This window comes from Mucilaginibacter sp. GW821-FHT07G05 (assembly GCF_059418565.1).
Genome location: NZ_JBWKQC010000004.1, coordinates 133,000 through 156,197, shown reverse-complemented (window position 1 = coordinate 156,197; position 23,198 = coordinate 133,000). Strand labels below are relative to the sequence as shown.

Sequence of the window (23,198 nt, the reverse complement as noted above, 5' to 3'; positions counted from 1 at the left end):
AAAAATGAAGGCCTCATACGAGCTGATAAAACATAACGATAAGCAGTCTTTTTTGGCGCGAACATTTGATGCAGAAGGGTTTAACGCACCTTACCATTACCACCGCGAGTACGAACTTACCTACATAGTAAGCGGCACCGGCAAACGTTATGTAGGCAGCCACATGGAAAATTTTGGTCCGGGCGACTTGGTATTGCTTGGTCCCAATGTGCCCCACTGCTGGAAACTGGAGGGCAAACAGGATGATGCCTGCTCTATAGTGATACAGTTTGTGCCCGAATTTTTAGGCGATGATTTTTTTACCCGGCACGAGTTAAGGCACATTAGCCGCCTGCTGCAAAAAAGCGGTAACGGTATCTGCTTTAAAAGCGTGAATACGGATATGAAAGCCATTATGCAGCAGTTTACCGGTAATAGCGAGAGTTTCAAAAAGCTGCTTTTATTACTGGATGCCCTGCAAACGCTGGCCAAAAGCCGCAACCAGGTATTGCTTGATCAGCATGGTATATTGCCCGGTATCAGCATGAGCGAACAGCCGCGAATTAACCCCGTGTTTGCCTATTTGGTAGAGAACTTCAGGAGCCATGTATCATTAGAGGAAGCCGCCGGTATAGCCAACATGACGCCCAACGCTTTTTGCAAATACTTTAAAAGGGTAACCCGCCGCACCTTTATGGATACCATTATTGAGTACCGGCTTAGTTACGCCACGCAGTTACTGGTACAAACCGATAAGCCGATATCGGCCATCGCGTTTGATTGTGGCTTTGGCGATGTCTCGCACTTTTACAAAACATTTAAGGCCCGCATGCAGGTAAGCCCCTTAAATTACCGGAAGAAATTTTTAGAATAATACATACACAATGGGAAAGTTAACAGATGAATTTGATGCCTATCGCACCAAAATGAACGATAGGATAATGGAAACCGCCAATACCAATATCAAACGTTTTTTCGCGCTGGATACCACCTCTTATGCCGAAGGCGCGCTTGATGTAAAAACCAAAGAAATGCTGGGCTTGGTAGCATCCATGGTGTTACGTTGCGACGATTGTATAAAATACCATCTCGGTAAATGCCACGAAGCAGGCGTAAACAGCGATGAAATGAACGAGATTTTCATGATAGCCAATTTGGTTGGCGGGTCAATAGTGATACCGCATTATCGCCGCGCGGTGGAGTATTGGGATGAGTTGAACGAGGCTTAAGTCATTACACGTTCATTTGTTTTTACTGGGCGATGAATTATTGCCGTATTTAAAGCATATTTAAACAAAAAAGATCTTGGCCGAGCTCACCCCAGCACAGCGGACCCGTAAGGTATTTATGCGCAACAAGTTTGCCGTTGGCGGAGTTGTGTTCATCGCTATCTGCATTGTTGTAGCCATACTGGGCTATTTAATTATGCCCGACGATACGCCGCAGGCCAATAACATGATCATTCAACTCAGCATTAAAAAACCGGGATCAAAGTTTATGCTGCTGCGCATCCGTAAAGATGAACCGGTGGATACTGTGGGTGTCTTAAAAAAAATGCTTTTCGGTCAGCCCGATTTCTATCGCAACATCCCCATAACCGGTTATAGCTTTAAGGCCGATTCGGTTTATGTTGACGAATACATTGGCGACGAGGATAAACCAGAACGTAAGGTTTACAATATATTTGAGGTAGTTACCGGGCAAAAGCCGGCCTACAGCGGCAGTAATGTTATAGTGCTCTATTCATCGGGCAGGCACAGCGTATTGCCGCTTGGCGAGCCGCTTTATCAACGCTTTAGAGATGGGATCCGCACGGAAAACATTACAATCAAAACCTACCTGTTAGGCACCGATATTTACGGTCGCGATTTGCTGAGCCGTTTATTATTGGGCACACGCATCTCGCTTTCGGTGGGTTTGGTGGCGGTGATCATCAGTTTGCTTATCGGTGTAAGCATTGGTGCGGTGGCCGGTTATTTTGGTGGCAAAATAGATGCGGCATTAAGCTGGCTGATGAATATACTATGGTCGTTACCGGCACTGCTGCTGGTTATTGCCATTTCCTTCGCGCTGGGCAAGGGTTTATGGCAAATATATATTGCGGTTGGCCTGTCCATGTGGGTAGAGGTAGCGCGGCTGGTACGCGGACAGGTGATCGGTTTAAAACAGGTAGAATATATAGAAGCAGCCCGTTCTTTAGGTTTTAATAACAGGCGTATAATAATGCGGCATATTTTACCTAATATTATAGGGCCGATATTAGTGATAGCATCATCAAATTTCGCGTCGGCAATTCTGTTAGAGTCGGGTTTGAGTTTTTTAGGTTTTGGGGCGCAGCCGCCAATGCCTACCTGGGGCGGGATGATCAAGGAACACTATGGGTACATCGTGATGGATTCGGCACACCTGGCCATAATACCGGGACTGGCCATTATGCTCACCATTTACGCGTTTAATTTAGTAACGGTAGGGTTAAGGGATGCCTTTGATATAAAATCACAAAGTATCCTTGTTTAAAAAAATTATTTTCTAATTTTATAGAAAGCCTTCTATATACAACCAATGCAGCATAACGAAGCTAATTCAGGTGAAGACGATTTAATTAGACTGTTACTTAAACGGCAGTCGGAATTAAACTCTTTATTGGAGATAACGCGCGCTATCAATAAAAATACGGCTACACCTGTACTCATTCAAATGTTTGAAGTAATATGCCAGAATTATCTGCATATGGGTAAGCTGCGTTTTTTAATTGAAGACGAGGGTGTTTTTGTGTGTATATCAAAATATGGCGGGCAAACAGAACCTACTTACGAGCTTTATAAGGCCTGCCTGTTATTAAAAAAATTCCGTGAGGCCATCCCTGTTTCGGGGCATAAGAACGGCATACTTTCGCAGTACGATTATTATATCCCCATCTACCAAAAAAATAAACCGGTAGCCTTTGCATTGATAGGCGATTTTAAATCGCCGGAAGAGATGGTAAGCAACGACCTCAACTTTATGCAAACTCTTATCAACGTGATATTGGTGGCGCTGGAGAACCGGAAATTGTTTAAGCAGCAGCTGCAATCCGAGCGTTTTCAGCGCGAAATGGAGCTGGCCAGCGATGTGCAGAATATGCTGATCCCGGTGCGCATGCACAAAGACGAGCATATCGAGATTGATGCCCGCTATCTTCCCCATCAAAACATCGGCGGCGATTATTTCGATTTCATCCGCATAAACGACCACGAATATATATGGTGTATTGCCGATGTCTCGGGAAAAGGAATTTCGGCCGCCTTGCTCATGGCCAACTTTCAGGCCAGTCTGCGTGCCTGGGTAACGGTAGAGCCCGAGCTCACCAATATCATCGACAGGCTTAACGACATTGTACTTAAAAACACCAAGGGCGAAAAATTCATCACCCTGTTTTTGGCCCGATATAACCAGCAAACACGCAAGCTCAACTATATTAATGCGGGGCATAACCCATCCATCATGTTTTGCGATGGCGAGGCGGTTCCGCTTAAATTAGGCACCACCATGATAGGCGCCTTTGACGATCTGCCGTTTTTAAACGAAGGCGAGGTAGATGTAGAACCCAATACGCTCATTTTTAATTATACCGATGGGCTGATGGATCACGAACCCGATGTATCAAAGCAGTGGAACGACGACAAACTGGTGAACTGCGTAATAAAGAATGGCAAACTCCCGCCTATCGATTTTAACCAAGCCATTTTAGATCACCTCAACAAGGCTATAAAAGCCAAGCCCATTGATGACATTACCCTCCTTACACTAAAAATATTTTAAGCCCGTTATCATAATTTATCAGATATTTGATAAAAAAGATAAGCGCAGCAACGATGTTATTAGCAAGATTTCAGCATGAATTAATTGAGGCAGGATGTGATGAAGCCGGGCGCGGTTGCCTTGCAGGGCCTGTTTTTGCCGCCGCTGTAATTCTCCCTGCCGATTTCGACCATCACCTGCTGAACGATTCCAAACAACTATCCGAAGACATTCGTTACCAGCTGCGTACCGAAATTGAGCAAAAGGCCATAGCCTATGCCGTGGCATCAGTTTGTAATAAAGAGATAGATCAAATCAACATCCTGAACGCTTCTTTTTTGGCTATGCACCGCGCTATCGCGCAGCTTACCTTAAAGCCGGAGTTTTTAATTATAGATGGCAATCGTTTTAACAAATACGAAACCACGCCGCACCACTGCATTGTGGAGGGCGATGCCAAGTATTATAGCATAGCGGCAGCATCTATACTGGCCAAAACCTACCGCGATGATTATATGAAGCTCATCGCTGCCGAACACCCCGAATACGATTGGCACAGCAATAAAGGCTATCCTACTATAAAACACCGCAATACGGTTTTAAGGTTGGGCCATACCCCTTACCATCGCCTTAGTTTTAAGGTGACCAACCCGCAGATCAGGATAGAATTTGAGCAGGCATAAACAATTCGCTATACTGCCAAAAAATATTAGTAGAATAATCCATTCCTGACGTACCGATTACTTGTTTGTAACTGGCAATTAAGTATTTTTGCTACAAACCATCCAAGCCCCATTGAAGATACTGATATTGTCGCACCGTACTTTGTTTCCGCAAAACGGCGGATACCCTATAGTGGTGTATAATACCATTAAAGGTCTCGTTAACCTCGGGCACGAGGTTTCGCTGATTTCGCTCGACGAGAAAAAGCAAAACGACCGCCTGCACGCTACCGACGATATCCTCGATAAAATAAATTACCGCTCGCATCATGTTGATATTTCGGTAAGTATGGTTGATGCTTTTTTTAACCTCTTCAGCCAAACGGCACACATTATTGATCGTTATTACAACGAAGAGCTCGAAAACATCATTATAACCGAACTGCAAAGTCAAGATTATGATATTGTACAGTTTGAAGGCTTGTTCGTGGTGCCTTATTTGGCCGCTGTGCGTAAAAATTCAAAGGCGAAGCTTATTTACCGGGCGCACAATATTGAGCACCAGGTATGGTTCAGGCTGGCGCAGCAAAAATCAGATCCGTTTAAAAAAATATACCTGACGATGCTTGCCAAGCGTATCAGGAGTTATGAGCTGCAACAGCTCGCCCATTTTGATGCCATCATTGTATTTACCGGGCAGGATGAAAAAACCATCCGCTCGTATGATATTCGTGTTCCGGTAGAGGTGCTGCCCATCAGTATCGACCTGTTGAAGTACACCCCGGATTGCGACAAGACGGAATTTCCGAGTCTGTTCTTTTTAGGATCGCTGGCCTGGCTGCCCAATCGCGAAGGTATGGAGTGGTTCATTGATAATTTCCACAGCGATTTCAGCAATGGCGACCTGCGCGCGCGGCTGTATGTTGCCGGTAACGATATCCCCGAACAGTTTGATGATTACGAAGTGCCGGGCAAAATATACATACAGGGAGAGGTAGATGACGCGTTGGAGTTTGTGAACAATAAGTGCATTATGATAGTGCCCCTGCTATCGGGCGGTGGTATGCGGGTTAAAATTGTAGAGGGTATGGCCATGCAGAAGTGTATTATATCCACATCGCTGGGTGCCGAAGGTATCAATTACAAGCACGGGCACAATATACTCATTGCCAACAATCGCGATGAATTTTACGAAGCTATACAACGCTGCATTGCCGACGAAGCTTTTTGCAAAACCATTGGCGCGAACGCCCGTTTGCTGGCCGAAGAGCAGCACAATGTAGAGGCCGTTACCCTTAAACTGGCCGCGTATTATAAGCGCCTGGCACATGCCTGATTTGTGCGTATTTTTGCTATTTTTGCCCCAATTTTAACTGACACATGAAGAATACAGCATTAACTGATATACACGTTAAGGCCGGTGCCAAAATGGTGCCTTTTGCCGGATACAATATGCCCGTACAATATGCAGGCATAAACGCCGAACACGAAACCGTACGCAAAGGCGTAGGCGTGTTTGATGTAAGCCACATGGGCGAGTTTATTTTGAAAGGCGAAAACGCCCTCGACCTGATACAACGTGTTACCAGTAACGATGCCTCAAAGCTATACGATGGCAAAGTACAGTACTCATGCCTGCCTAACGAAGACGGCGGTATTGTTGACGATTTGCTGGTTTACCGTATCGACGAAAAAACCTACATGCTGGTAGTTAATGCCTCAAATATTGAAAAAGACTGGAACTGGATTTCTAAGTTTAACACCAACGGTGTTGAGATGAAAAATATATCCGACCGTACTTCACTGCTGGCCATTCAGGGCCCTAAAGCTGCCGAGGCGCTCCAAAGCCTTACCAGCATCGACCTGGCTTCTATGGAGTACTACACCTTTAAAAAAGGAACTTTTGCCGGTATTGATAACGTAGTGGTATCCGCCACCGGTTACACAGGCGCGGGCGGTTTTGAGATATATTTTGATAATGATAACGCCGAGCAAATATGGGAAGCCATTTTTAAAGCAGGCGAGCCTTTCGGTATTAAGCCAATTGGTTTGGGCGCGCGCGATACCCTGCGTTTAGAGATGGGTTTTTGCCTGTACGGTAACGATATTGACGATGCCACATCGCCGCTTGAAGCAGGCTTAGGATGGGTAACCAAGTTCAGCAAGGAATTTACCAATTCGGCCGCTTTGCAGCAACAAAAGCAAGATGGTATCAGCAAAAAACTGGTTGGTTTTGAAATGATAGACCGCGGTATCCCTCGTCATGATTATGAAATTGTTGATGCCGATGGTAATGTAATTGGCAAGGTAACCTCGGGCACACAATCGCCATCGCTGCAAAAAGCTATCGGTATGGGTTATGTAAACAAGGAGTTTGCCAAAGAGGATGCCGAAATATTCATCAAGATACGTGATAATAAAGTGAAGGCTAAAATTGTTAAGCCGCCTTTTTATAAAGCATAATCCCCCTATCCCCCTAAAGGGGGAACCGGAGTAATAATATATTCAGATATTGACACAGACAGAAAATTTAGCTCCTGCCTCAACAGGCAGGAGTGCCCGTTTAGAAGTATGCCTTACCCCGGCACTTATTCCTCTTTATAATGTAGAGGAATATATAGTTGTTATTATAGATATTTTCAGGGCTACTACTTCTATTTGTTACGGTATCGAAAATGGTGCCGAGGCTATAATCCCGGTGTCGCAGGTGGAAGAATGCGCGGCTTACCGCGAAAAAGGTTTCGATTACCTGCTGGCCGCCGAGCGCAACGGCGAGGTGGTATCAGGCTTTGATTTTGGCAATTCGCCGTTCTCTTACACTAAAGAAAAAGTGGCCGGTAAAACCGTAGTGCTTACTACTACAAACGGCACGCACGCGCTGCACCTGTCGCTCAAAGCTAAAAAGATAGTATTGGGTTCGTTTTTAAACATTACCGCGCTGTGCGATTGGTTAAAAACGCAGAACGATAATATCCTGCTTGTTTGCGCAGGCTGGAAAAACAACTTCAATCTTGAAGATACCCTGTTTGCAGGTGCCGTAGTAGAGCAGCTAAAGGAGACCACCCTGCGTACCGATGATCCGGCTATCGCGGCTAATGATCTTTTTCAGTTAGCAAAGGACGATCTCGATGGTTACCTCAAAAAAACATCGCACAGCGAACGCCTCAAACAATTGGGCATCGAAGCAGATATCGCTTTTTGCCTCAATGTAGATACCACCACCGCTATCCCGATACTTGATGGCGAAAAGCTGGTAAAGCTGACTGTTTAAGAAATAAGTTTATCTTTCAATACTCACGAAGCACATTGCCAAGACTTACGAAGTTTTTAAAACTTCGTAAGTCTTTCTCGAATTTTAAACCTCCCCGAACTCCGCGAAAACCTCAGCTACCTCCGCGGTTAAATAAACAATTAGGCATCGAAGCCGATTTTCCTACAACTCACAACCCGCAACTCACAACTTAAAGTAGCATCCCCGCAACATCTTTCCATGTATCGGCGCGTTCGTAACCGTCAATGGCCAGGTTATGCGGCGATGTAAAGAGTATTTTGCGCCCCTCGAAGTTCACAAAGTTTTTTAGGCGGTCGTCAATCATGATATCTACGTTCACAATTTTATGGCCGCAAAAGATGATGTTGGTCCACGATATAAAAGGGAAATGCTCGTTAAGCCATTCCAGCTTGTCGGCCAGTGAATTTTTAAATTCCATAGCAGCCGATACGATATAGAGGTCGTACTTTTCGTTCAATTGTTGCAGCACTTCAACGGCATCTTCCATTACAGGGATATCCCTGAAAAAGCCCGGTTCGTTGATGTACTGGCGCAGGGTATGGCGTATCTCTTCGGGTAAAACTTCGTTAAATTCTTTGCCGTGCATTTCATCAAGCACAACTTTGGTTTGATGGCGTTCTTCGTAAAGGATAATGAATTTGCCAATTGTATCCGCTATTACTTCGTCCATATCAATGGCGAGGCGTAGTTTGTTGTTCATACTGGCTAAAATAGGGCTTTTAGAAAGCAGTTTAAACACTTATTTAATTATTTATGGCTTAGTGTTTTATAAATAATTATTTTTTGTACCTTTGCGTCCCCGCTGAAAGAAACTCCGGGAACAATGTTGAATACATAATTTTAAATTAAAACATGGCAACTAAGATCAGATTGCAAAGACATGGTAAAAAAGGGAAACCTTTTTACTACATCGTGGTAGCAGATTCTCGCGCACCGCGTGATGGTCGTTTCATTGAGCGTTTAGGTTCATACAACCCAAATACCAACCCGGCTACAATTGACATTAACTTTGATAAAACTTTCGAGTGGGTAGACAATGGCGCACAGCCAACTGATACTTGCCGTGCTATCCTTTCATACAAAGGCGTTTTATACAAAAAACACTTACAAGGCGGTGTTAAAAAAGGTGCTTTAACTCAAGAACAAGCCGATGCGAAATTTGCTGAATGGCTTGATCAAAAAGATGGCAAGATCACAGGTAAAAAAACTGACCTGGTATCTGCTAAAGACGAAGCCCGTAAAGCTGCTTTACTTGCTGAAGCTAAGAAAAAAGAAGACAGAGCTGCTGCAATTGCCGCTAAAAATGCTCCTGTTGCTGAAGAAGAAGCGCCTGCTACTGAAGAAGCTGCTGCTGAACCGGAAGCTGAAAGCGCTGAATAATTATTTCAGTAAAATGTATTATAACAATGGCGATGTACCTGCAAAGGCATCGCCATTGTTATTTTTAATCAAATTTTTTTGACGAAATGAAGATCGAAGATAGTTTCAGGATAGGCAGTATATTAAAAACCAAGGGCCTTAAAGGCGAAATGCAACTGTTTGTTGATTTCGACGGGTTGGAGAACATAAAATACAATGCCGTATTTGTTGACATGGCTGGCAAGCTGGTGCCCTACTTTGTTGCCTCGGTAAAATATGGCCCCAAAAATGGCGCGTATGTTTACCTGGAAGATGTGGACACGGTTGAAAAGGCATCGGTATTGGTAAAAAAAGATATTTACCTGCCCAATAAGCTAAAGCCTAAAAAGAAGAAAGAAGAGTTTACACTGATGGACCTGAAAGGGTTTATGGCGATAGACATATACGAAGGCGAACTGGGCGAGATTACCGATATACAGCAATACCCGCAACAGCTGATAGCTACCGTTACTTACAAAAACTGTGAAGTGCTTTTCCCCTTGAATGAAGAAATTATACAGGGCATTGATGTGGTAAAAGGCATTGTATCGGTTGATTTGCCTGAAGGCTTGCTGGATATTTATTTGGATTAAAAAATATTTGTCAAGCATGCTTGACTTTTGTCAAATTTGTTTTACATTTGGTAAAACAAATTTGATATTATGAAAGCACGTTATTTATTTCCTCACAAGTGGCGTATAGTGGGCTATTTGTGTTTCGCGCTTGATGTCGCCTATGCGATAATCATGAAAATTATTCATCCGCAGGGCTTCGCCAAGGGGCTTAACGAAGCGCAGAGCCTGGGCATGCGGGCCTCTAACGATTTTAATATACTAATTGTAATTATCGGGCTTATATTGATCGCGTTCTCTAAAGAGAAAGAAGAAGATGAATACATTATGAAGGTGCGGTTGGATGCTTTGCAATGGGCGATTTACTTAAACTATGCAATTTTTATTGCATGTACCCTATTCACATCCGGCATATCTTTTTTAACTATCGTAGCTTATAATGTTATTAGTCCGCTTGTGTTTTTCATCATTCTTTTCCGGTGGAAAATGTATTTACTTAATCGTTCATTACAGGAGGGAAAAATATGAAAGCGCGTTATCTTTTTCCGCCAGTGTTCAGGATATTAGGTATCCTGATGGCCATTCCGGGTTTCATCCTTGGGTACTTTGTGGTTTTTCGTGATTACGCCATTCCGGGTTTTGAGCTTCACCTGCGTACACGTAGTTACCTTGACCGGGCCGCATTTGAAAATTTCACCAATGAGCTGGCACTAACGCTGGTAGTTGGAGGAATGCTATTCATCGCCTTCTCTAAAGTAAAGCGCGAAGATGAGCTTACCGCCCGCATTCGTTTAAACGCCTTATATTGGGCCATATTGGCCAACTACCTGCTATATGCTGCCTGGCTGTTGCTTGCCCTGCTTAACGAGGCGTTTAAAGTGGAGTTTTTAGAGGCGCTTACCAATAAGGGCTTCCAGTTTTCGCTCGATAATTTCTTTTTGCCCTTAGCTATATTCATCGCCCGCTTTTATTACCTGTTGTATAAAAGCAAAAACGAGTACCAGGATATCCCGCTGCACTTTTTACCCAACAAGCCTTATAATGTTGCAGGCAAGGTATTATCCATCGCTTTGCTGCTGCCATCGTTATATGGCATGCTCGATCTTTTTCGCGGGGATTACTTTGAGTACCTATTTTACTTTATGCCATTCGTGTTACTGCTGTGGATCTACTCTAAAGAGCGGGTAGAAGATGAGTACATTAATTCGATAAGGCTTAGCGCCATGCAAATTGCCGTGTATGTGAACTATGCCATACTATTGCTGGCCAATATTTTTTGTTACGGAATTGAGTTTCTGTTGGTACAGGAAATTAATCTTATCACCATTCCGCTGATATTTGTAATCGTTTTTCAATACAGGTTGTATCGTTTATCGAAAGAAACAAGCCGTAAAAGCGGTCAGCTCAATATGAATATTTTATAAGCGCAACCATGAAAAATTCGCTGCGCGTTGAACGTGCCATTAAAAACATGACCCAGGCCGAGCTCGCCGACCTGATAGGCGTATCCCGCCAAACCATCAATACCATAGAGAGTAACAAATACGTACCCTCCACCATACTCGCCCTCAAAATTGCCCGTGTATTCGGCAAACCTGTTGAGGAGGTGTTTATTTTGGAGGAGGAAGATTAAGGGGGAGATTCAAGAGTAAAGAATCAGGAGTCAAGATAGAACACGCATTTTCCCGTCTCCTGATTCTTTACTCTTGCCTCCAGAATCCCTCTTGTCTCGTGGTTCTTGTCTCTTGCATCTCAAAAAGCCTATCTTTGCGCCATGCGTTTTGATATCATTACTGTTTTGCCGGGACTATTGGAGAGCCCGTTTGCACATTCTATTTTGCAGCGTGCGCAAAAAAAAGGCATTGCCGAAATTCACGTGCATAACCTGCGCGATTACTCCACCCATAAGCAAAAAAGTGTTGACGACTACCCTTACGGCGGCGGCGGCGGCATGGTAATGAATATTGAACCCTTCGCGGCTTGCATTGATAAATTAAAAAGCGAACGCGAATATGATGAGGTGATCTTTATGTCGCCGGATGGGGTTACGCTTAACCAGCAGATAGCAAACCAGCTATCCATTAAAGAGAACATCATCATTTTATGCGGGCATTATAAGGGAATCGATCAGCGGATCCGCGATATATATGTAACCCGTGAGATGTCCATAGGCGATTATGTGCTTTCGGGCGGCGAACTACCTGCCGCGGTACTGGTTGACGCCGTGGTGAGGCTTATACCTGGCGTACTGTCCGACGAAACCTCTGCCCTGAGCGATTCTTTCCAGGGCGACTTGCTGGATGCGCCATTGTATACCCGCCCGGCCGACTGGAATGGCCACAAAGTACCCGATGTATTATTAAGCGGCAACGCCGCTGAAATAGAAAAATGGCGTTTTGAGCAAGCGCTGGAGCGTACACGCACCCGCAGGCCCGATCTGCTGAAGTAACCTGCCGGCCACGGATGTTTTTTGAATTGTAAAGCACTGTGAATGCGTAAAAACCGCCATAAATTGTTAGTAAAATATATTTTGTGGAAATTTTTAAAAACGGTTTTTAATTATCAAAAAAAATCTCTATACTTGCAATCCGATTTTTACGGGCTAAAAATCGCTTTTAAAGGCTAAAAATCATGGATTTAGTAAAATTTGTAGAAGAGCAAACAGTAGTAAAGAAAGAAGTTCCGACGTTTAAAGCCGGAGACACTGTTAGCGTATATTATAAAATCAGAGAAGGTAACAAAGAGCGTATCCAGGTTTACCAGGGCGTTGTTATCCAACGTAACAGCGTAGGTGTTTCTGAAACATTTACCGTACGTAAAGTATCAAACGGTATAGGTGTTGAGCGTATCTTCCCTATCAATTCACCAAACATTGATAAAGTAGAAGTGAACAGCTACGGTAAAGTACGCCGTGCTAAACTATTCTACCTGCGTGCCCTTACAGGTAAAGCAGCTCGTATCAAATCAAAAAGAGTTTAATTTTTGCCGCCTTAGGAGGCGGAACACGATACATAAAGCCTTTTCGGATTTTTCCGAAGAGGTTTTTTTGTTGGCCGAAAATATGGGTGGGATTATCTGTGGGTAGATTGACGTTAATGATCACTCAGGTCTTAGTTGCACTTAAGACCACAGGTATTAAGTGGGGCACTGTCATCTCGAAACACAGTGAGAGATCTTCTTCGCTATTCTGGTCTTCGACTTGTTTGACGAAGAAGATTTCTCTTCGTTCCTCATCGAAATGACAAGATTTGATCTTCCCGCCCTCTTTGCGCTCGCGCAGAGAGGGCCGACCAGCACAGCGTAGTCGGGGTGAGTTGATTAACACGGACCATCATATCCTCTACAGCATCAACCTTAACAAAAAAGAGCGACGAGTATAAACTCATCGCTCTTCCAATATATATCCTTAGCACTTCGCGAAGCACCAATCAATAACTTATACCGTTTTCTTTTTGGCTTCCGTTTTTGGTGCTTTTACAGCAGGCTGTAATTCGGCTAATACGGTGCGGCCACCTTTTACTACATCACCTATATTTACGTTGATCTTGGTGCCTAATGGCAAAAACAAATCGACCCTTGAACCAAACTTGATAAAGCCGAACTGGTCGCCTTGCTCAACAACATCGCCTTCTTTTACATACCATACAATACGGCGGGCTAACGCGCCTGCAATTTGCCTGAACAATACCGGTATGCCCACATTGTTTTCTATAACAATGGTAGTACGCTCATTTTCGGTAGATGATTTTGGATGCCACGCTACCAGGTATTTACCCGGGTGATATTTAAAAAACTTTACCACACCGGCTATTGGGTTACGGTTTACGTGCACGTTAACGGGCGACATAAATACCGATAACTGAATACGTTTATCTTTAAAATACTCGGTTTCTTCAGTTTCTTCAATTACTACCACCTTACCGTCGGCCGGGCAAAGCACCTGTGTTTCGTCCTTAGCTATGGTTATTGACGGACTGCGAAAAAACTGCACGATAATAGCGAACAGCAGGAACGACAGGATGTAAATAACCCACTTTAACGCGTAAGCCTGCGGGAAATAGAACTGAATAAGCGCATTCAACACAAAAATGAAGAGAATGCAGATAGCAAGTGATGTGTAGCCTTCTTTATGAAAAGTCATCGTTTTTTATAGATATTTTTTACAAAACTAAGCATTTGAAATGAAGTATAGGTAGGCATATACAATTGGTGCCGCCAGCAACAAGCCATCGAACCTGTCGAGCAGGCCGCCATGGCCGGGCAATATGCCGCCGCTGTCCTTAACGTTGATGCTGCGCTTAAACATTGATTCAACCAGGTCTCCCATGGTACCAAAGGTGCTGATGAGTATCCCTACCGATACCCATTGTTTCCAACTGTATTCACCATAGTAATGGCCCAATATAAGCGCAACGCCCGCGGTGATCAGTATGCCGCCGATAAAGCCCTCCCAGGTTTTTTTAGGCGAATGCCTTTCAAACAGCTTTACACGGCCCAGTTTGCTGCCTACCAAATATGCGCCGGTATCGTTAGCCCAAAGCAACAGCAAAAAGCCTAATGGCAGGTGAAAATTAAAGCTGCCGCTCACAAAGGCCAGCGCGTGGAAAAACGTAAACGGTACAATGGTAAATATCAGCCCCAAATAACTATAAGCGATATTATTGAAGGGCGCGGTAGCTTTTTTAAACAATTCCTGTATAAAAATGGCCGATAGTGTTACCGGCAATAAAAACAGTAATTTATAACCTGGTAAATATGCCTGCGCTGCAAAAAGCGCGAAAATGAATACACCGTTAATAAGCCCGGCGCTCATGTTGGGCTGTGTGCCGCTTTGCTTAACCAGTTTATAAAACTCGTGCAGGCAAAAAGCACTTAATATTAAATAGAACCCTGTAAAAACTGCTGCGTTAATTAACACCGATGCCAGCATTACGATGATAAAAAAGAAGCCTGTAATGGCGCGTACTCTCATGTGTTGATCTGATTGAGGATCATGATCTCTATAGCAGTGCTAAAATCCTCCTGGTGAACGTAAACCTCTATATTGCCAAAAGCGCGGTGAGATGAATCCTGCTTATTGAGCAATACAGTATCTATCTGATGCTCGGTAAGCATCTGTTTAATAATTTCTGATTGATAAAAATTGAATGAAGTAAAGATCTTTACCCAGTTTTTTTCCATTTAATATTCCGCGACCCTGTTTTTGCCTATGGCAATCTTTTTATAGATCCACAACAAAAATAAAAGAAAAATCAGGCTAATTACATAGCCTGTATAATTAAAAATGTGCTCATCGTTCACATCAATGCTGGTTTGTTTGTGCTGGTACATATACGTCCAGATTACAGCCGTGCCATTATTGATGAAATGCGCCCAAACCGACGGCCATATACTGCCGCTCCAGGCTACCATGTAACCAAATAAAGCGCCCAGTAAAACACGTGGCAAAAAGCCGAAAAACTGTAAATGGAATGTGCTGAACAATATAGCGGTGATCCATATTGCCGAATGGGTGCGGCCTGTCCATCGGTGAAAAATAGTTTGCAAACATCCGCGGAACAAAAACTCCTCGGCAATGGCAGGCAATAAAGCTACGATAACAAGCCCCGAAATAAGATCGCCGGGGCCGCGCATTTTTAATACCACTTCAATAATTCGCTGCGATTCTTCTTCAGATTCACGCATCCAATTCTCCACCCCCTTTAAAAACGCGGGCAGCTTAAGCTGCATATTGATATTGGTAAGCAGCTCCATAGTAGGGCTTGATATAAACATGACCACCAGCACCAGCGGTATTAGCAGCCATGGGAACCGGATGGAGGGCTTCAGGTATTCCTCGGCATCGTGCACCACCAGGTAGGCGAAAAACAGAGCCGGTACAAAAAAGATGAACAGCGTGTTGCCAACCGCAAGCAATATTTTGAGCGCGCTGATGGCTTCGGGCGGTGATGATGGTGAAATTGCCATGGCCTGGCTAAAAACATCCATGCCGTATAGCACCTTAATAATGAGCACTGATATGAGCATGCCGAAGATGGCACAGGCAAAACCAACGAGGATAAGATATACCAATTGTAAAGGCGGCGTAATGTAATAGTGTTGCCTGTCAGTCATGTACTTAATTTTTCTTATTTTTGCAGGGCTTAAAGATAAGCTATGTCTGTACGAATTGGAAATATTGATTTAGGGGATTTCCCGCTGTTACTTGCACCGATGGAAGATGTGAGCGATCCGCCGTTCCGTTATGTGTGTAAAATGAATGGTGCGGATATGATGTATACGGAGTTCATCTCGTCGGAGGGCTTGATACGTGATGCTGCCAAAAGCCGTAAAAAGCTGGATGTTTTTGAATACGAACGCCCTATCGGGATACAAATATTCGGGAGCGATATCAACAGCATGCGCGAAGCTACTGAAATAGCTACGCTGGCCAATCCCGACCTGATGGATATCAACTACGGCTGCCCGGTTAAACAGGTAGCCTGCCGCGGCGCCGGCGCCAGCTTATTGCAGGATATTGATAAAATGGTAGCAATGACCAAAGCCGTTGTGGATGCTACGCACCTGCCCGTAACGGTAAAAACCCGTTTAGGCTGGGATGATAATACCAAAAACGTTTACGAAGTGGCCGAACGCTTGCAGGATGTAGGCATTAAGGCGCTTACCATACATGGCCGCACCCGTGCGCAAATGTATAAGGGCGTGGCTGATTGGTCGCTGATACATGATATTAAAAAGAACCCGCGTATCCAAATCCCTATTTTCGGGAACGGCGATATCGATTCGCCCGAAAAGGCCGCCAACTGGCGTATGGAATATGAGGTGGATGGTATGATGATCGGCCGTGCAGCTATTGGTTACCCGTGGATCTTCCGCGAGATAAAACACTTCTTTAAAACAGGTGAAAAACTGGAAGGCCCAACCATTGCCGAACGTATTGAGGTGTGCCGCACCCATTTAGAGAAATCAATAGAATGGAAAGGTCTTAAAACGGGCATATTTGAAATGCGCAGGCATTACTCCAATTACTTTAAAGGCATTGAGAATTTTAAAGAATTCAGGATGAAATTGGTTACCGCCGCCACAATTGACGAGGTACAGGACATTTTATGTGAGATAGATGTAAAATATTCGCGCGAAATGGTGTGATTATAGGGCGGAAATAATATATTTGATTTTAAAGAACAATAATCTTAATCATGGTTACCACTATAACTGAAGGTGTTAAGGTTTCAGTTGAAACTATATACCAACCGGAATACTCCAATCCGGCAAACGATCACTTCATGTTTGCCTACCGGATAAACATTGAAAATATGGGTAACTATGCCGTGCAGCTAATGAGCCGTCACTGGTATATCTTCGACTCAAACGGCGCTAAACGTGAAGTAGAGGGCGAAGGCGTAGTAGGTGTACAACCCATTATTGAACCGGGCAACTCACACGAATACGTATCGGGCTGTAACCTCAAAACCGATATGGGCAGCATGAAAGGCGAATACCAAATGCTGCGCCTCTTAGATAATTCGGAATTTGACGTACAGATCCCTGAGTTTTATTTAATAGCGCCTTACAGGATGAATTAATCGCTCCGCAGGAGAATCAGGAAATAAGATTCAGGAGTCAGGATATAAAACAAAGAAAGCCGGTCTGCATTTGCAGACCGGCTTTCTTTATTAGCTAAGTTCTCGTCTTGATATTCTTGGACTTAATTCTTATATCCTGAATCTTATCTCTTGATTCTAAATTTCTTAGTCTCTCCTGCCGAACAAAAACTGCGCATAATACAACAGCGTTGCCAATGCGCTTAGTGCTGCAACTACGTAAGTCATGGCGGCCCACCATAGGGCGTCTTTGGCTTGCTCGTGCTCCTGGCGGGTTTGCATCACGTTGTAATTGTTGTTTAACCAGGCCAATGCCCTGCGGCTGGCATCAAACTCTACCGGCAGCGTTATAAAGCTGAACAAGGTTACCAATGCCAGCGCGGCAACGCCAATGGCCAGCACATACGAGTTATGCGCGAAGAACAGCAGTAGCACGCCAATAGTAAGCGTAAACTGTGTTAAAGTTGATGCCACATTAATGGCAGGTACCATTGCCGAGCGGAAACTTAACCAGGCATAAGCTTTGGCATGCTGTACGGCGTGTCCGCATTCGTGAGCGGCAACGGCTGCGGCGGCAATACTGCGGCCGTGGTACACATCCGGACTAAGATTTACCGTTCTGTTCTCGGGGTTGTAGTGGTCGGTAAGTTGGCCTTCTACCGATATTACCTGTACATTGCTGATGCCGTTATCGCGTAACATGCGCTGGGCAACCTCCGCGCCTGAAAGACCGGATAGTAACCCCATCTCGGCATATTGTTTAAATTTACTTTTAAATCGCCATTGCACAATAAAGCTTATCAATGCAATCGCGATCATCAGGAAAATTGCCGAATTGTACGTAATAAATCCTGTTATTAGTGCTGTATGATTCATATTGTGTTTTTATAAATACCTATATTCAAAAAGTATTCCGTTATATACCATTAACAAAGTGAGCACGCGAACGTTTTCCTACTGGGAGCAAACATCATTCATCAATAACAGCGATGTGATCATCATCGGCAGCGGACTGGTAGGGCTTAGTGCTGCCCTGCATTTAAAAACACAGCAGCCAAAGCTGAATATACTGGTGCTGGAGCGGGGCTTTCTACCATCGGGCGCAAGTACAAAAAATGCCGGATTCGCCTGTTTCGGCACTATTTCCGAGCAAATTGCCAATATAAAAGCCTCATCGGAAGAGGAAGCTATGCAGTTGGTGAACTATCGCTGGCGGGGTTTGCAAAAGCTAAGGCAAAACCTGGGCGATACCAATATCGACTATCAGCAGCATGGCGGCTACGAATTGTTTATGCAGCACGAAACAGTACGTGCCGATACCTGCATTGAGCAATTAACATACTTTAACAACTTATTGCAACAAGCTACCGGCGAACGCGACATTTATGCAGTAGCCAATGCCAAAATTGCAGACTTTGGGTTTGATAAAGTAAGCCGGATAATAGTAAACCGATGTGAAGGCCAGATAGATACCGGTAAGATGATGCGCGCCCTGCTGCAAAAAGTATATAATGCGGGTGTACTGGTGCTGAATAATTGCGCTATCGAACGGTTCGAGCAAACAGGTGAGGGCATCAACCTGATCACTTCGCAGGGTAATTTTAAAACAGGCAAAGTGATACTGGCCACCAATGCTTTTGCCGCGCAGCTATTCGCCGAGCTGGATGTTAAGCCCGGCCGCGGGCAGGTACTGGTAACTCAACCTATCACCGGTTTAAAGCTACAGGGCACCTATCATTTTGATGAAGGCTATTACTACTTCCGCAATATCAACAACCGTATACTCTTCGGCGGCGGCCGCAATATCGATTTTAACGCCGAACAAACCTGGGACATGGGCCATACCGAAGCAGTAAAGGCCAAACTGCTGCACTATCTCAACAACATAATTTTACCCGGCCAGCAAGTACAAATAGATACCTGGTGGAGCGGCATCATGGGTTTCGGCAACGAGCTAAGCCCTATTGTAAAACAAATAGCACCCAATATTTATTGCGCTGTGCGTTGCAACGGCATGGGCGTAGCCATGGGTAGTTTGGTTGGAGAAGAGGTGGCGGAGTTGGTTTTGGGGTAAGCAACCGACATAGTCGACTCACCCGGTCTACGCTTCGCTGGGCCACCCTCTCTGCTGCGCAAAGAGGGATGAAAAGATAAAAAACCACCTTGTAAAACCCTTCTTTCCGCTTGCGGAGAGGGGTGGCGAGAGCAGGGAAGTCGGGGTGAGTTGATATGCGCAATAGTATGGTATGGCAAGCAAAAAAGCTTCTGACTGTTTCTTCCCGTCAGCAAACAGCTTCGGGCGAAAGCGGGCAGAACTATGGAGGCCATGAGCGCAAAGGCGGGCATAGCGAACTTGTTGCATGTGGGGGAGGAAAAGAGCGGCGGGGCAAAAGTTCCAGCCCCAAGTTCTGCACGATTTGCAGGGTAAGGCCTCGTGCGGCAAAGAAGCCTATTGCTGGACAAGGGTTTTGTTACTTTTGCCCTCAAAAGTAATGGGGCACTGCGCCCAAGAGCAGACTAACATTAATTACAGCAAGAAGCCTATCCTAAGCAGAAGATTGCTTCTTACCTTACGACAATAGCAATACTTGATGAAGTACCCGTAATCAAACACTTTCATTTATAATAAATAATCACCTACCCTAACAGCATACCTACCCAACACACCTTAAATCCCCGCAATTTTTTACCTTTGCCGCATGGCATCCATTAAACCATCGGTACCAAAGGGTACCCGCGATTTTTCTCCGGCCGAAATGGCTAAACGTAATTTTATTTTTGATACCATTAAGTCGGTTTTCCGCAAGTATGGTTATCAGCAGATAGAAACGCCGTCGATGGAAAACCTGAGCACCCTTACCGGTAAATATGGCGATGAGGGCGATAAGCTGATCTTTAAAATATTGAACAGCGGCGACTTTCTTTCAAAAGCCAATCCCGCCACTCTTGCTGCCAATGATTCAAACGCGTTAACGGCTTCTATCTCCGAAAAAGCTTTACGTTACGATCTTACCGTTCCGTTTGCACGTTATGTAGTGCAGCACCAAAACGATATTACCTTTCCGTTCAAGCGTTTCCAGGTGCAACCCGTATGGCGTGCCGATAGGCCACAGAAAGGCCGTTACCGCGAGTTCTACCAATGCGATGCCGATGTGGTAGGTTCTGATTCCCTACTGAACGAAGCCGAATTTATACAGATCTATGATGAGGCTTTAAGCAAGTTGGGACTGCAAGATTTCACTATAAAAATCAATAATAGAAAAATACTATCAGGGATTGCGCAGGTTATAGATAAAAGCGATAGTATAATTGACCTTACTGTAGCCATTGACAAACTGGATAAAATAGGCTTGGATGGCGTTACTGCCGAGCTGCTTACCAAAGGCTTTACCGAGGCGGATATTGAGCAGTTGAAGCCTGTAATATTACTGCAAGGCACCAATACCGAAAAGCTGGCAAGCTTGCGTGAGGCCCTGGCTACATCAGAAATCGGGCTGAAAGGTTGTGAAGAACTGGAAACCGTGCTAAACTACATCAAAATAGCCCCGCTACAAAAAGCGACATTGGAACTGGATATAACCCTGGCCCGCGGACTGAACTATTATACCGGCGCTATCTTCGAGGTTAAAACCAATGAGGCGCAAATGGGCAGTATCGGCGGTGGCGGCCGTTACGACGACCTTACGGGGATGTTCGGACTGAAGAATCTGACCGGTGCAGGGATTTCTTTCGGGGCCGACAGAATTTACGATGTAATGGAAGAACTAAACCTTTTCCCTACCGAAGCTGTGCAAAGCACCAAAGTACTGATCTGCTGCTTTGATAAAAATGCCGAATTATACGCCCTGCCCCTGTTGCAACGCCTTCGCGCATTAGATGTAAAGGCAGAGCTTTACCCTGCGGGTGCCAAAATTAAAAAGCAAATGGAATATGCCAACAGCAAACAAATTGCCTACACTATCCTCATCGGCAGCGAAGAGATGGAAAGCGGCCTGCTGGCATTTAAAGATATGAACAGCGGCGAACAGCAAAAGCTGAACATCGCGCAAATCACCGAAAAACTACAATAAGTTAAAATACCGGATGACCGCCTTAGGCGGTCATCCGGTATTTTAAAGGGGTAAGTTTGTAATGTGTACGGAACAGGCGTATAAACGAACTCGGGCACTCAAAGCCCACCATGCTCACCACCTCGTTAATAGGATACTTGGTTGTTTTTAAAAGCTGTTGCGCCCTTTGCAACCTCAATTGTACCAAAAATTGGTGCGGCGTTAACTTAAACGCCTGTTTAAATGTGCGCAGCAGGTGATTAACCGAAAGGCAGGCATGCTCCGCCAAATCTTCCAAACTGATATTGCTGTTAAAGTTGGTGTACAAAAACTCTTTGGCCATGTTAAGGCGGCGCAATATTTCTACACGGGTGCTACTGTTTAAAAAATTAAGATTGCCGGCTTTCTCCAGCACCTCGGTATTATAAATTTTATAATAATTGATAAGGCAGTGGTGCAGGTATTCGTTAATCAGCATTTCATCCTGCAAGCCATTATCCAGTCTGCTTTTAAGGTGGAAAATGTTGTACCTGATATCGCCCTTGAAAGGATAAATGGTTTCGTTAAACTCATCCTCCTGTCTTTGCAAATAGCCCTGCCCCTCTAATAACGACCTGTCGGTTTGTTCGTGGCTGTTCTTAAAATCGTTCAAAAATTGCTGATCGAAATTAATGGAGAACGATTGCGCCGGGTCATTTGAGCCTACACTGCTGGCATAATGGGTGCCTTTGTTGAGTATCAAAAAAGAATCGGGGTAGATAGACAGGTTGCGCCTGCCGATCTGGTAGCTTTCGTTGCCGCTTAATACAAATCTGATATTAAAATCAGACGAGCATTGCATAGCATTTTGCCTGCTGCTGGTGCGGCTATATATTTTGTTGTTGTTTCTTAAGGTTTTTGAGTAGTCCATGATAAGGTAGAATGTTAGTAGTCTGTGTAATCCCGTTCCTCCACAAGTAAAAATTTATTACCGCAGGGGTCTAAAAACTCGGCGACCAAACCAATCGGCAAATATTCCGGCTCCCGGCTAAACTCAATACCCGCTGTTTTAAGCTGGTGATGGTCGTTCAGGCAGTCGTCGGTATTCAAAACAATGCAATTTTCGAAACTGTTATCAGGATTTTGCTTTGATACAGCAAGCAATACATCATGATTTTCGGCTTCTAATATCACGCACGATCCATCCTCATAAAGAGGCTTGTCGTCAATAATTTTAAAGCCTAATTTCTCAGTGTAAAAGCTTATCTGTTCTTCAAATTTACCCGCGTGTACGGGTATATACCTTAGTTTCATACATTATTATTACCGGCTAATTAGTAAAAACAGGAAAACACAGGGTATACCTAAAATTTAAATAAGAGTAGCTTGAATTTTCCCGGTTAGATGTCGCAGAAAGACGGTCAGTTAATAACTTCTGATATCAAAGGTAGACTAAGTTATGGGTTATAGTATCACCCACATAGGGGGATTTTTGTGGTATAAATTAGATTAATTGACGATTAATAGGATTAAAAGGCACTTTTTGGCACTGATAAAACGATTAATCTTTTCAACTTTAGAATATACAGAACGATTTCTTAACATTAAAGGCAGGAAAGCTTTTTATATGGGGGTGGTATTAGCTATTAGTTAAGCTTAATGATTTGGTTTTACCGCTGAGGTTGTTGAGTGTTTTAACTACAGAGAGCACAAAGGTTTTCACAGAGTTACACAGAGAGCCCCATCTTGAACGAAGTGAAAGATTCTTCGCTATGCTTAAAAGTTCAATTTTACCGCCGAGGTAGCTGAGTTTTAATCGCTGAGAACACAGAGTTTTTTTCACAAAGAAACACAGAGAGCCCCATCTTAACCTGTCATCTTGA

27 protein-coding genes are annotated in these 23,198 nt (G+C 44.2%); 19 read left to right on the top strand and 8 right to left on the bottom strand.

Annotated elements, in window-relative coordinates; genetic code table 11:
* Positions 1 to 4 precede the first annotated feature (4 nt).
* From AC07NA_RS12025 to AC07NA_RS11990, 8 genes are all read left to right on the top strand, one after another.
* Positions 5 to 853, top strand: a complete 849-nt coding sequence (locus AC07NA_RS12025; RefSeq protein ID WP_494897803.1) for an AraC family transcriptional regulator — start codon at positions 5 to 7, stop codon at positions 851 to 853.
* Between the two features lie 10 nt (positions 854 to 863).
* Positions 864 to 1,208, top strand: a complete 345-nt coding sequence (locus AC07NA_RS12020) for a carboxymuconolactone decarboxylase family protein (RefSeq protein WP_345213779.1) — start codon at positions 864 to 866, stop codon at positions 1,206 to 1,208.
* 76 nt (positions 1,209 to 1,284) lie between these two features.
* A complete protein-coding gene (locus AC07NA_RS12015; protein WP_494897802.1) occupies positions 1,285 to 2,496 on the top strand; it encodes an ABC transporter permease in 1,212 nt (403 codons plus the stop codon).
* A 45-nt stretch (positions 2,497 to 2,541) separates the two neighbouring features.
* Positions 2,542 to 3,780, top strand: coding sequence for a PP2C family protein-serine/threonine phosphatase (locus tag AC07NA_RS12010; RefSeq protein WP_345213777.1), 1,239 nt, complete (start codon positions 2,542 to 2,544; stop codon positions 3,778 to 3,780).
* A gap of 53 nt (positions 3,781 to 3,833) precedes the next feature.
* Positions 3,834 to 4,442 (top strand): ribonuclease HII, encoded by a 609-nt coding sequence (gene rnhB, locus AC07NA_RS12005; protein ID WP_494897801.1) that lies wholly within the window; start codon positions 3,834 to 3,836, stop codon positions 4,440 to 4,442.
* Positions 4,443 to 4,530: 88 nt separating this feature from the next.
* Entirely contained in the window at positions 4,531 to 5,757 is a 1,227-nt protein-coding gene (locus AC07NA_RS12000) for a glycosyltransferase family 4 protein (RefSeq protein WP_494897800.1), read from the top strand.
* Between the two features lie 44 nt (positions 5,758 to 5,801).
* Entirely contained in the window at positions 5,802 to 6,884 is a 1,083-nt protein-coding gene (gene gcvT / locus AC07NA_RS11995) for a glycine cleavage system aminomethyltransferase GcvT (RefSeq protein WP_345213774.1), read from the top strand.
* A 49-nt stretch (positions 6,885 to 6,933) separates the two neighbouring features.
* Positions 6,934 to 7,692 carry a 2-phosphosulfolactate phosphatase gene (locus tag AC07NA_RS11990; protein ID WP_494897799.1) on the top strand — a complete coding sequence of 253 codons (759 nt, stop codon included), beginning with the start codon at positions 6,934 to 6,936 and terminating at the stop codon, positions 7,690 to 7,692.
* Between the two features lie 190 nt (positions 7,693 to 7,882).
* Here AC07NA_RS11990 and AC07NA_RS11985 read toward each other — a convergent pair whose 3' ends face one another.
* Positions 7,883 to 8,452 (bottom strand): 5' nucleotidase, NT5C type, encoded by a 570-nt coding sequence (locus tag AC07NA_RS11985; RefSeq protein ID WP_494897798.1) that lies wholly within the window; start codon positions 8,450 to 8,452, stop codon positions 7,883 to 7,885.
* Between the two features lie 113 nt (positions 8,453 to 8,565).
* Between AC07NA_RS11985 and AC07NA_RS11980 the strand changes: the two genes are divergently transcribed.
* The 7 genes from AC07NA_RS11980 (at position 8,566) to rplS (ending at position 12,662) form a co-directional block, all read left to right on the top strand.
* Positions 8,566 to 9,093 (top strand): 30S ribosomal protein S16, encoded by a 528-nt coding sequence (locus tag AC07NA_RS11980; RefSeq protein ID WP_494897797.1) that lies wholly within the window; start codon positions 8,566 to 8,568, stop codon positions 9,091 to 9,093.
* An 86-nt stretch (positions 9,094 to 9,179) separates the two neighbouring features.
* A complete protein-coding gene (gene rimM, locus AC07NA_RS11975) occupies positions 9,180 to 9,704 on the top strand; it encodes a ribosome maturation factor RimM (RefSeq protein ID WP_494897796.1) in 525 nt (174 codons plus the stop codon).
* A 69-nt stretch (positions 9,705 to 9,773) separates the two neighbouring features.
* A complete protein-coding gene (locus AC07NA_RS11970) occupies positions 9,774 to 10,211 on the top strand; it encodes a hypothetical protein (protein ID WP_494897795.1) in 438 nt (145 codons plus the stop codon).
* A complete protein-coding gene (locus AC07NA_RS11965) occupies positions 10,208 to 11,107 on the top strand; it encodes a hypothetical protein (RefSeq protein WP_494897794.1) in 900 nt (299 codons plus the stop codon). The genes AC07NA_RS11970 and AC07NA_RS11965 overlap by 4 nt, the downstream gene beginning before the upstream one ends.
* A gap of 8 nt (positions 11,108 to 11,115) precedes the next feature.
* The gene (locus AC07NA_RS11960; protein ID WP_494897793.1) at positions 11,116 to 11,316 is read left to right on the top strand and encodes a helix-turn-helix transcriptional regulator; all 201 of its coding nucleotides are present in this window, start codon (positions 11,116 to 11,118) and stop codon (positions 11,314 to 11,316) included.
* Between the two features lie 141 nt (positions 11,317 to 11,457).
* The gene (trmD, locus tag AC07NA_RS11955; RefSeq protein WP_494897792.1) at positions 11,458 to 12,132 is read left to right on the top strand and encodes a tRNA (guanosine(37)-N1)-methyltransferase TrmD; all 675 of its coding nucleotides are present in this window, start codon (positions 11,458 to 11,460) and stop codon (positions 12,130 to 12,132) included.
* Positions 12,133 to 12,314: 182 nt separating this feature from the next.
* Positions 12,315 to 12,662: a 50S ribosomal protein L19 gene (gene rplS / locus AC07NA_RS11950; protein ID WP_345213733.1), complete on the top strand. Its 348-nt coding sequence runs from the start codon at positions 12,315 to 12,317 to the stop codon at positions 12,660 to 12,662.
* Between the two features lie 457 nt (positions 12,663 to 13,119).
* On the opposite strand, the gene AC07NA_RS11945 is transcribed toward rplS, so the two are convergent.
* The 4 genes from AC07NA_RS11945 to AC07NA_RS11930 are packed head-to-tail and all read right to left on the bottom strand — an operon-like array spanning position 13,120 to position 15,797.
* Positions 13,120 to 13,824 carry a phosphatidylserine decarboxylase family protein gene (locus tag AC07NA_RS11945; RefSeq protein ID WP_345213734.1) on the bottom strand — a complete coding sequence of 235 codons (705 nt, stop codon included), beginning with the start codon at positions 13,822 to 13,824 and terminating at the stop codon, positions 13,120 to 13,122.
* A 27-nt stretch (positions 13,825 to 13,851) separates the two neighbouring features.
* Positions 13,852 to 14,655, bottom strand: coding sequence for a phosphatidate cytidylyltransferase (locus AC07NA_RS11940; protein WP_494897790.1), 804 nt, complete (start codon positions 14,653 to 14,655; stop codon positions 13,852 to 13,854).
* On the bottom strand, positions 14,652 to 14,864 hold the full coding sequence (locus tag AC07NA_RS11935) for a putative signal transducing protein (RefSeq protein ID WP_345213736.1): 213 nt from the start codon (positions 14,862 to 14,864) through the stop codon (positions 14,652 to 14,654). The genes AC07NA_RS11940 and AC07NA_RS11935 overlap by 4 nt, the downstream gene beginning before the upstream one ends.
* Positions 14,865 to 15,797 (bottom strand): CPBP family intramembrane glutamic endopeptidase, encoded by a 933-nt coding sequence (locus tag AC07NA_RS11930; RefSeq protein ID WP_494897788.1) that lies wholly within the window; start codon positions 15,795 to 15,797, stop codon positions 14,865 to 14,867.
* 42 nt (positions 15,798 to 15,839) lie between these two features.
* Here AC07NA_RS11930 and dusB point away from each other — a divergent pair, with 42 nt between their 5' ends.
* The gene (gene dusB, locus AC07NA_RS11925; protein WP_494897787.1) at positions 15,840 to 16,832 is read left to right on the top strand and encodes a tRNA dihydrouridine synthase DusB; all 993 of its coding nucleotides are present in this window, start codon (positions 15,840 to 15,842) and stop codon (positions 16,830 to 16,832) included.
* Positions 16,833 to 16,882: 50 nt separating this feature from the next.
* A complete protein-coding gene (gene apaG, locus AC07NA_RS11920) occupies positions 16,883 to 17,269 on the top strand; it encodes a Co2+/Mg2+ efflux facilitator ApaG/CorD (RefSeq protein ID WP_345213739.1) in 387 nt (128 codons plus the stop codon).
* A 165-nt stretch (positions 17,270 to 17,434) separates the two neighbouring features.
* Here the strand turns inward: apaG and AC07NA_RS11915 are convergent, their stop codons facing one another.
* Positions 17,435 to 18,163: a zinc metallopeptidase gene (locus AC07NA_RS11915; RefSeq protein ID WP_345213740.1), complete on the bottom strand. Its 729-nt coding sequence runs from the start codon at positions 18,161 to 18,163 to the stop codon at positions 17,435 to 17,437.
* 58 nt (positions 18,164 to 18,221) lie between these two features.
* On the opposite strand from AC07NA_RS11915, the gene AC07NA_RS11910 reads away from it, so the two are divergent.
* Both AC07NA_RS11910 and hisS read left to right on the top strand, forming a co-directional pair.
* Complete coding sequence (locus AC07NA_RS11910; protein ID WP_494897786.1) at positions 18,222 to 19,361, top strand: NAD(P)/FAD-dependent oxidoreductase; 1,140 nt, start codon at positions 18,222 to 18,224, stop codon at positions 19,359 to 19,361.
* Positions 19,362 to 19,986: 625 nt separating this feature from the next.
* Positions 19,987 to 21,357, top strand: a complete 1,371-nt coding sequence (hisS, locus tag AC07NA_RS11905) for a histidine--tRNA ligase (RefSeq protein WP_494897785.1) — start codon at positions 19,987 to 19,989, stop codon at positions 21,355 to 21,357.
* Between the two features lie 22 nt (positions 21,358 to 21,379).
* Here hisS and AC07NA_RS11900 read toward each other — a convergent pair whose 3' ends face one another.
* Together AC07NA_RS11900 and AC07NA_RS11895 are read right to left on the bottom strand one after the other, a co-directional pair.
* Positions 21,380 to 22,246 carry a helix-turn-helix domain-containing protein gene (locus AC07NA_RS11900; protein WP_345213743.1) on the bottom strand — a complete coding sequence of 289 codons (867 nt, stop codon included), beginning with the start codon at positions 22,244 to 22,246 and terminating at the stop codon, positions 21,380 to 21,382.
* A gap of 14 nt (positions 22,247 to 22,260) precedes the next feature.
* Positions 22,261 to 22,629 carry a VOC family protein gene (locus tag AC07NA_RS11895; protein ID WP_494897784.1) on the bottom strand — a complete coding sequence of 123 codons (369 nt, stop codon included), beginning with the start codon at positions 22,627 to 22,629 and terminating at the stop codon, positions 22,261 to 22,263.
* Positions 22,630 to 23,198 lie beyond the last annotated feature (569 nt).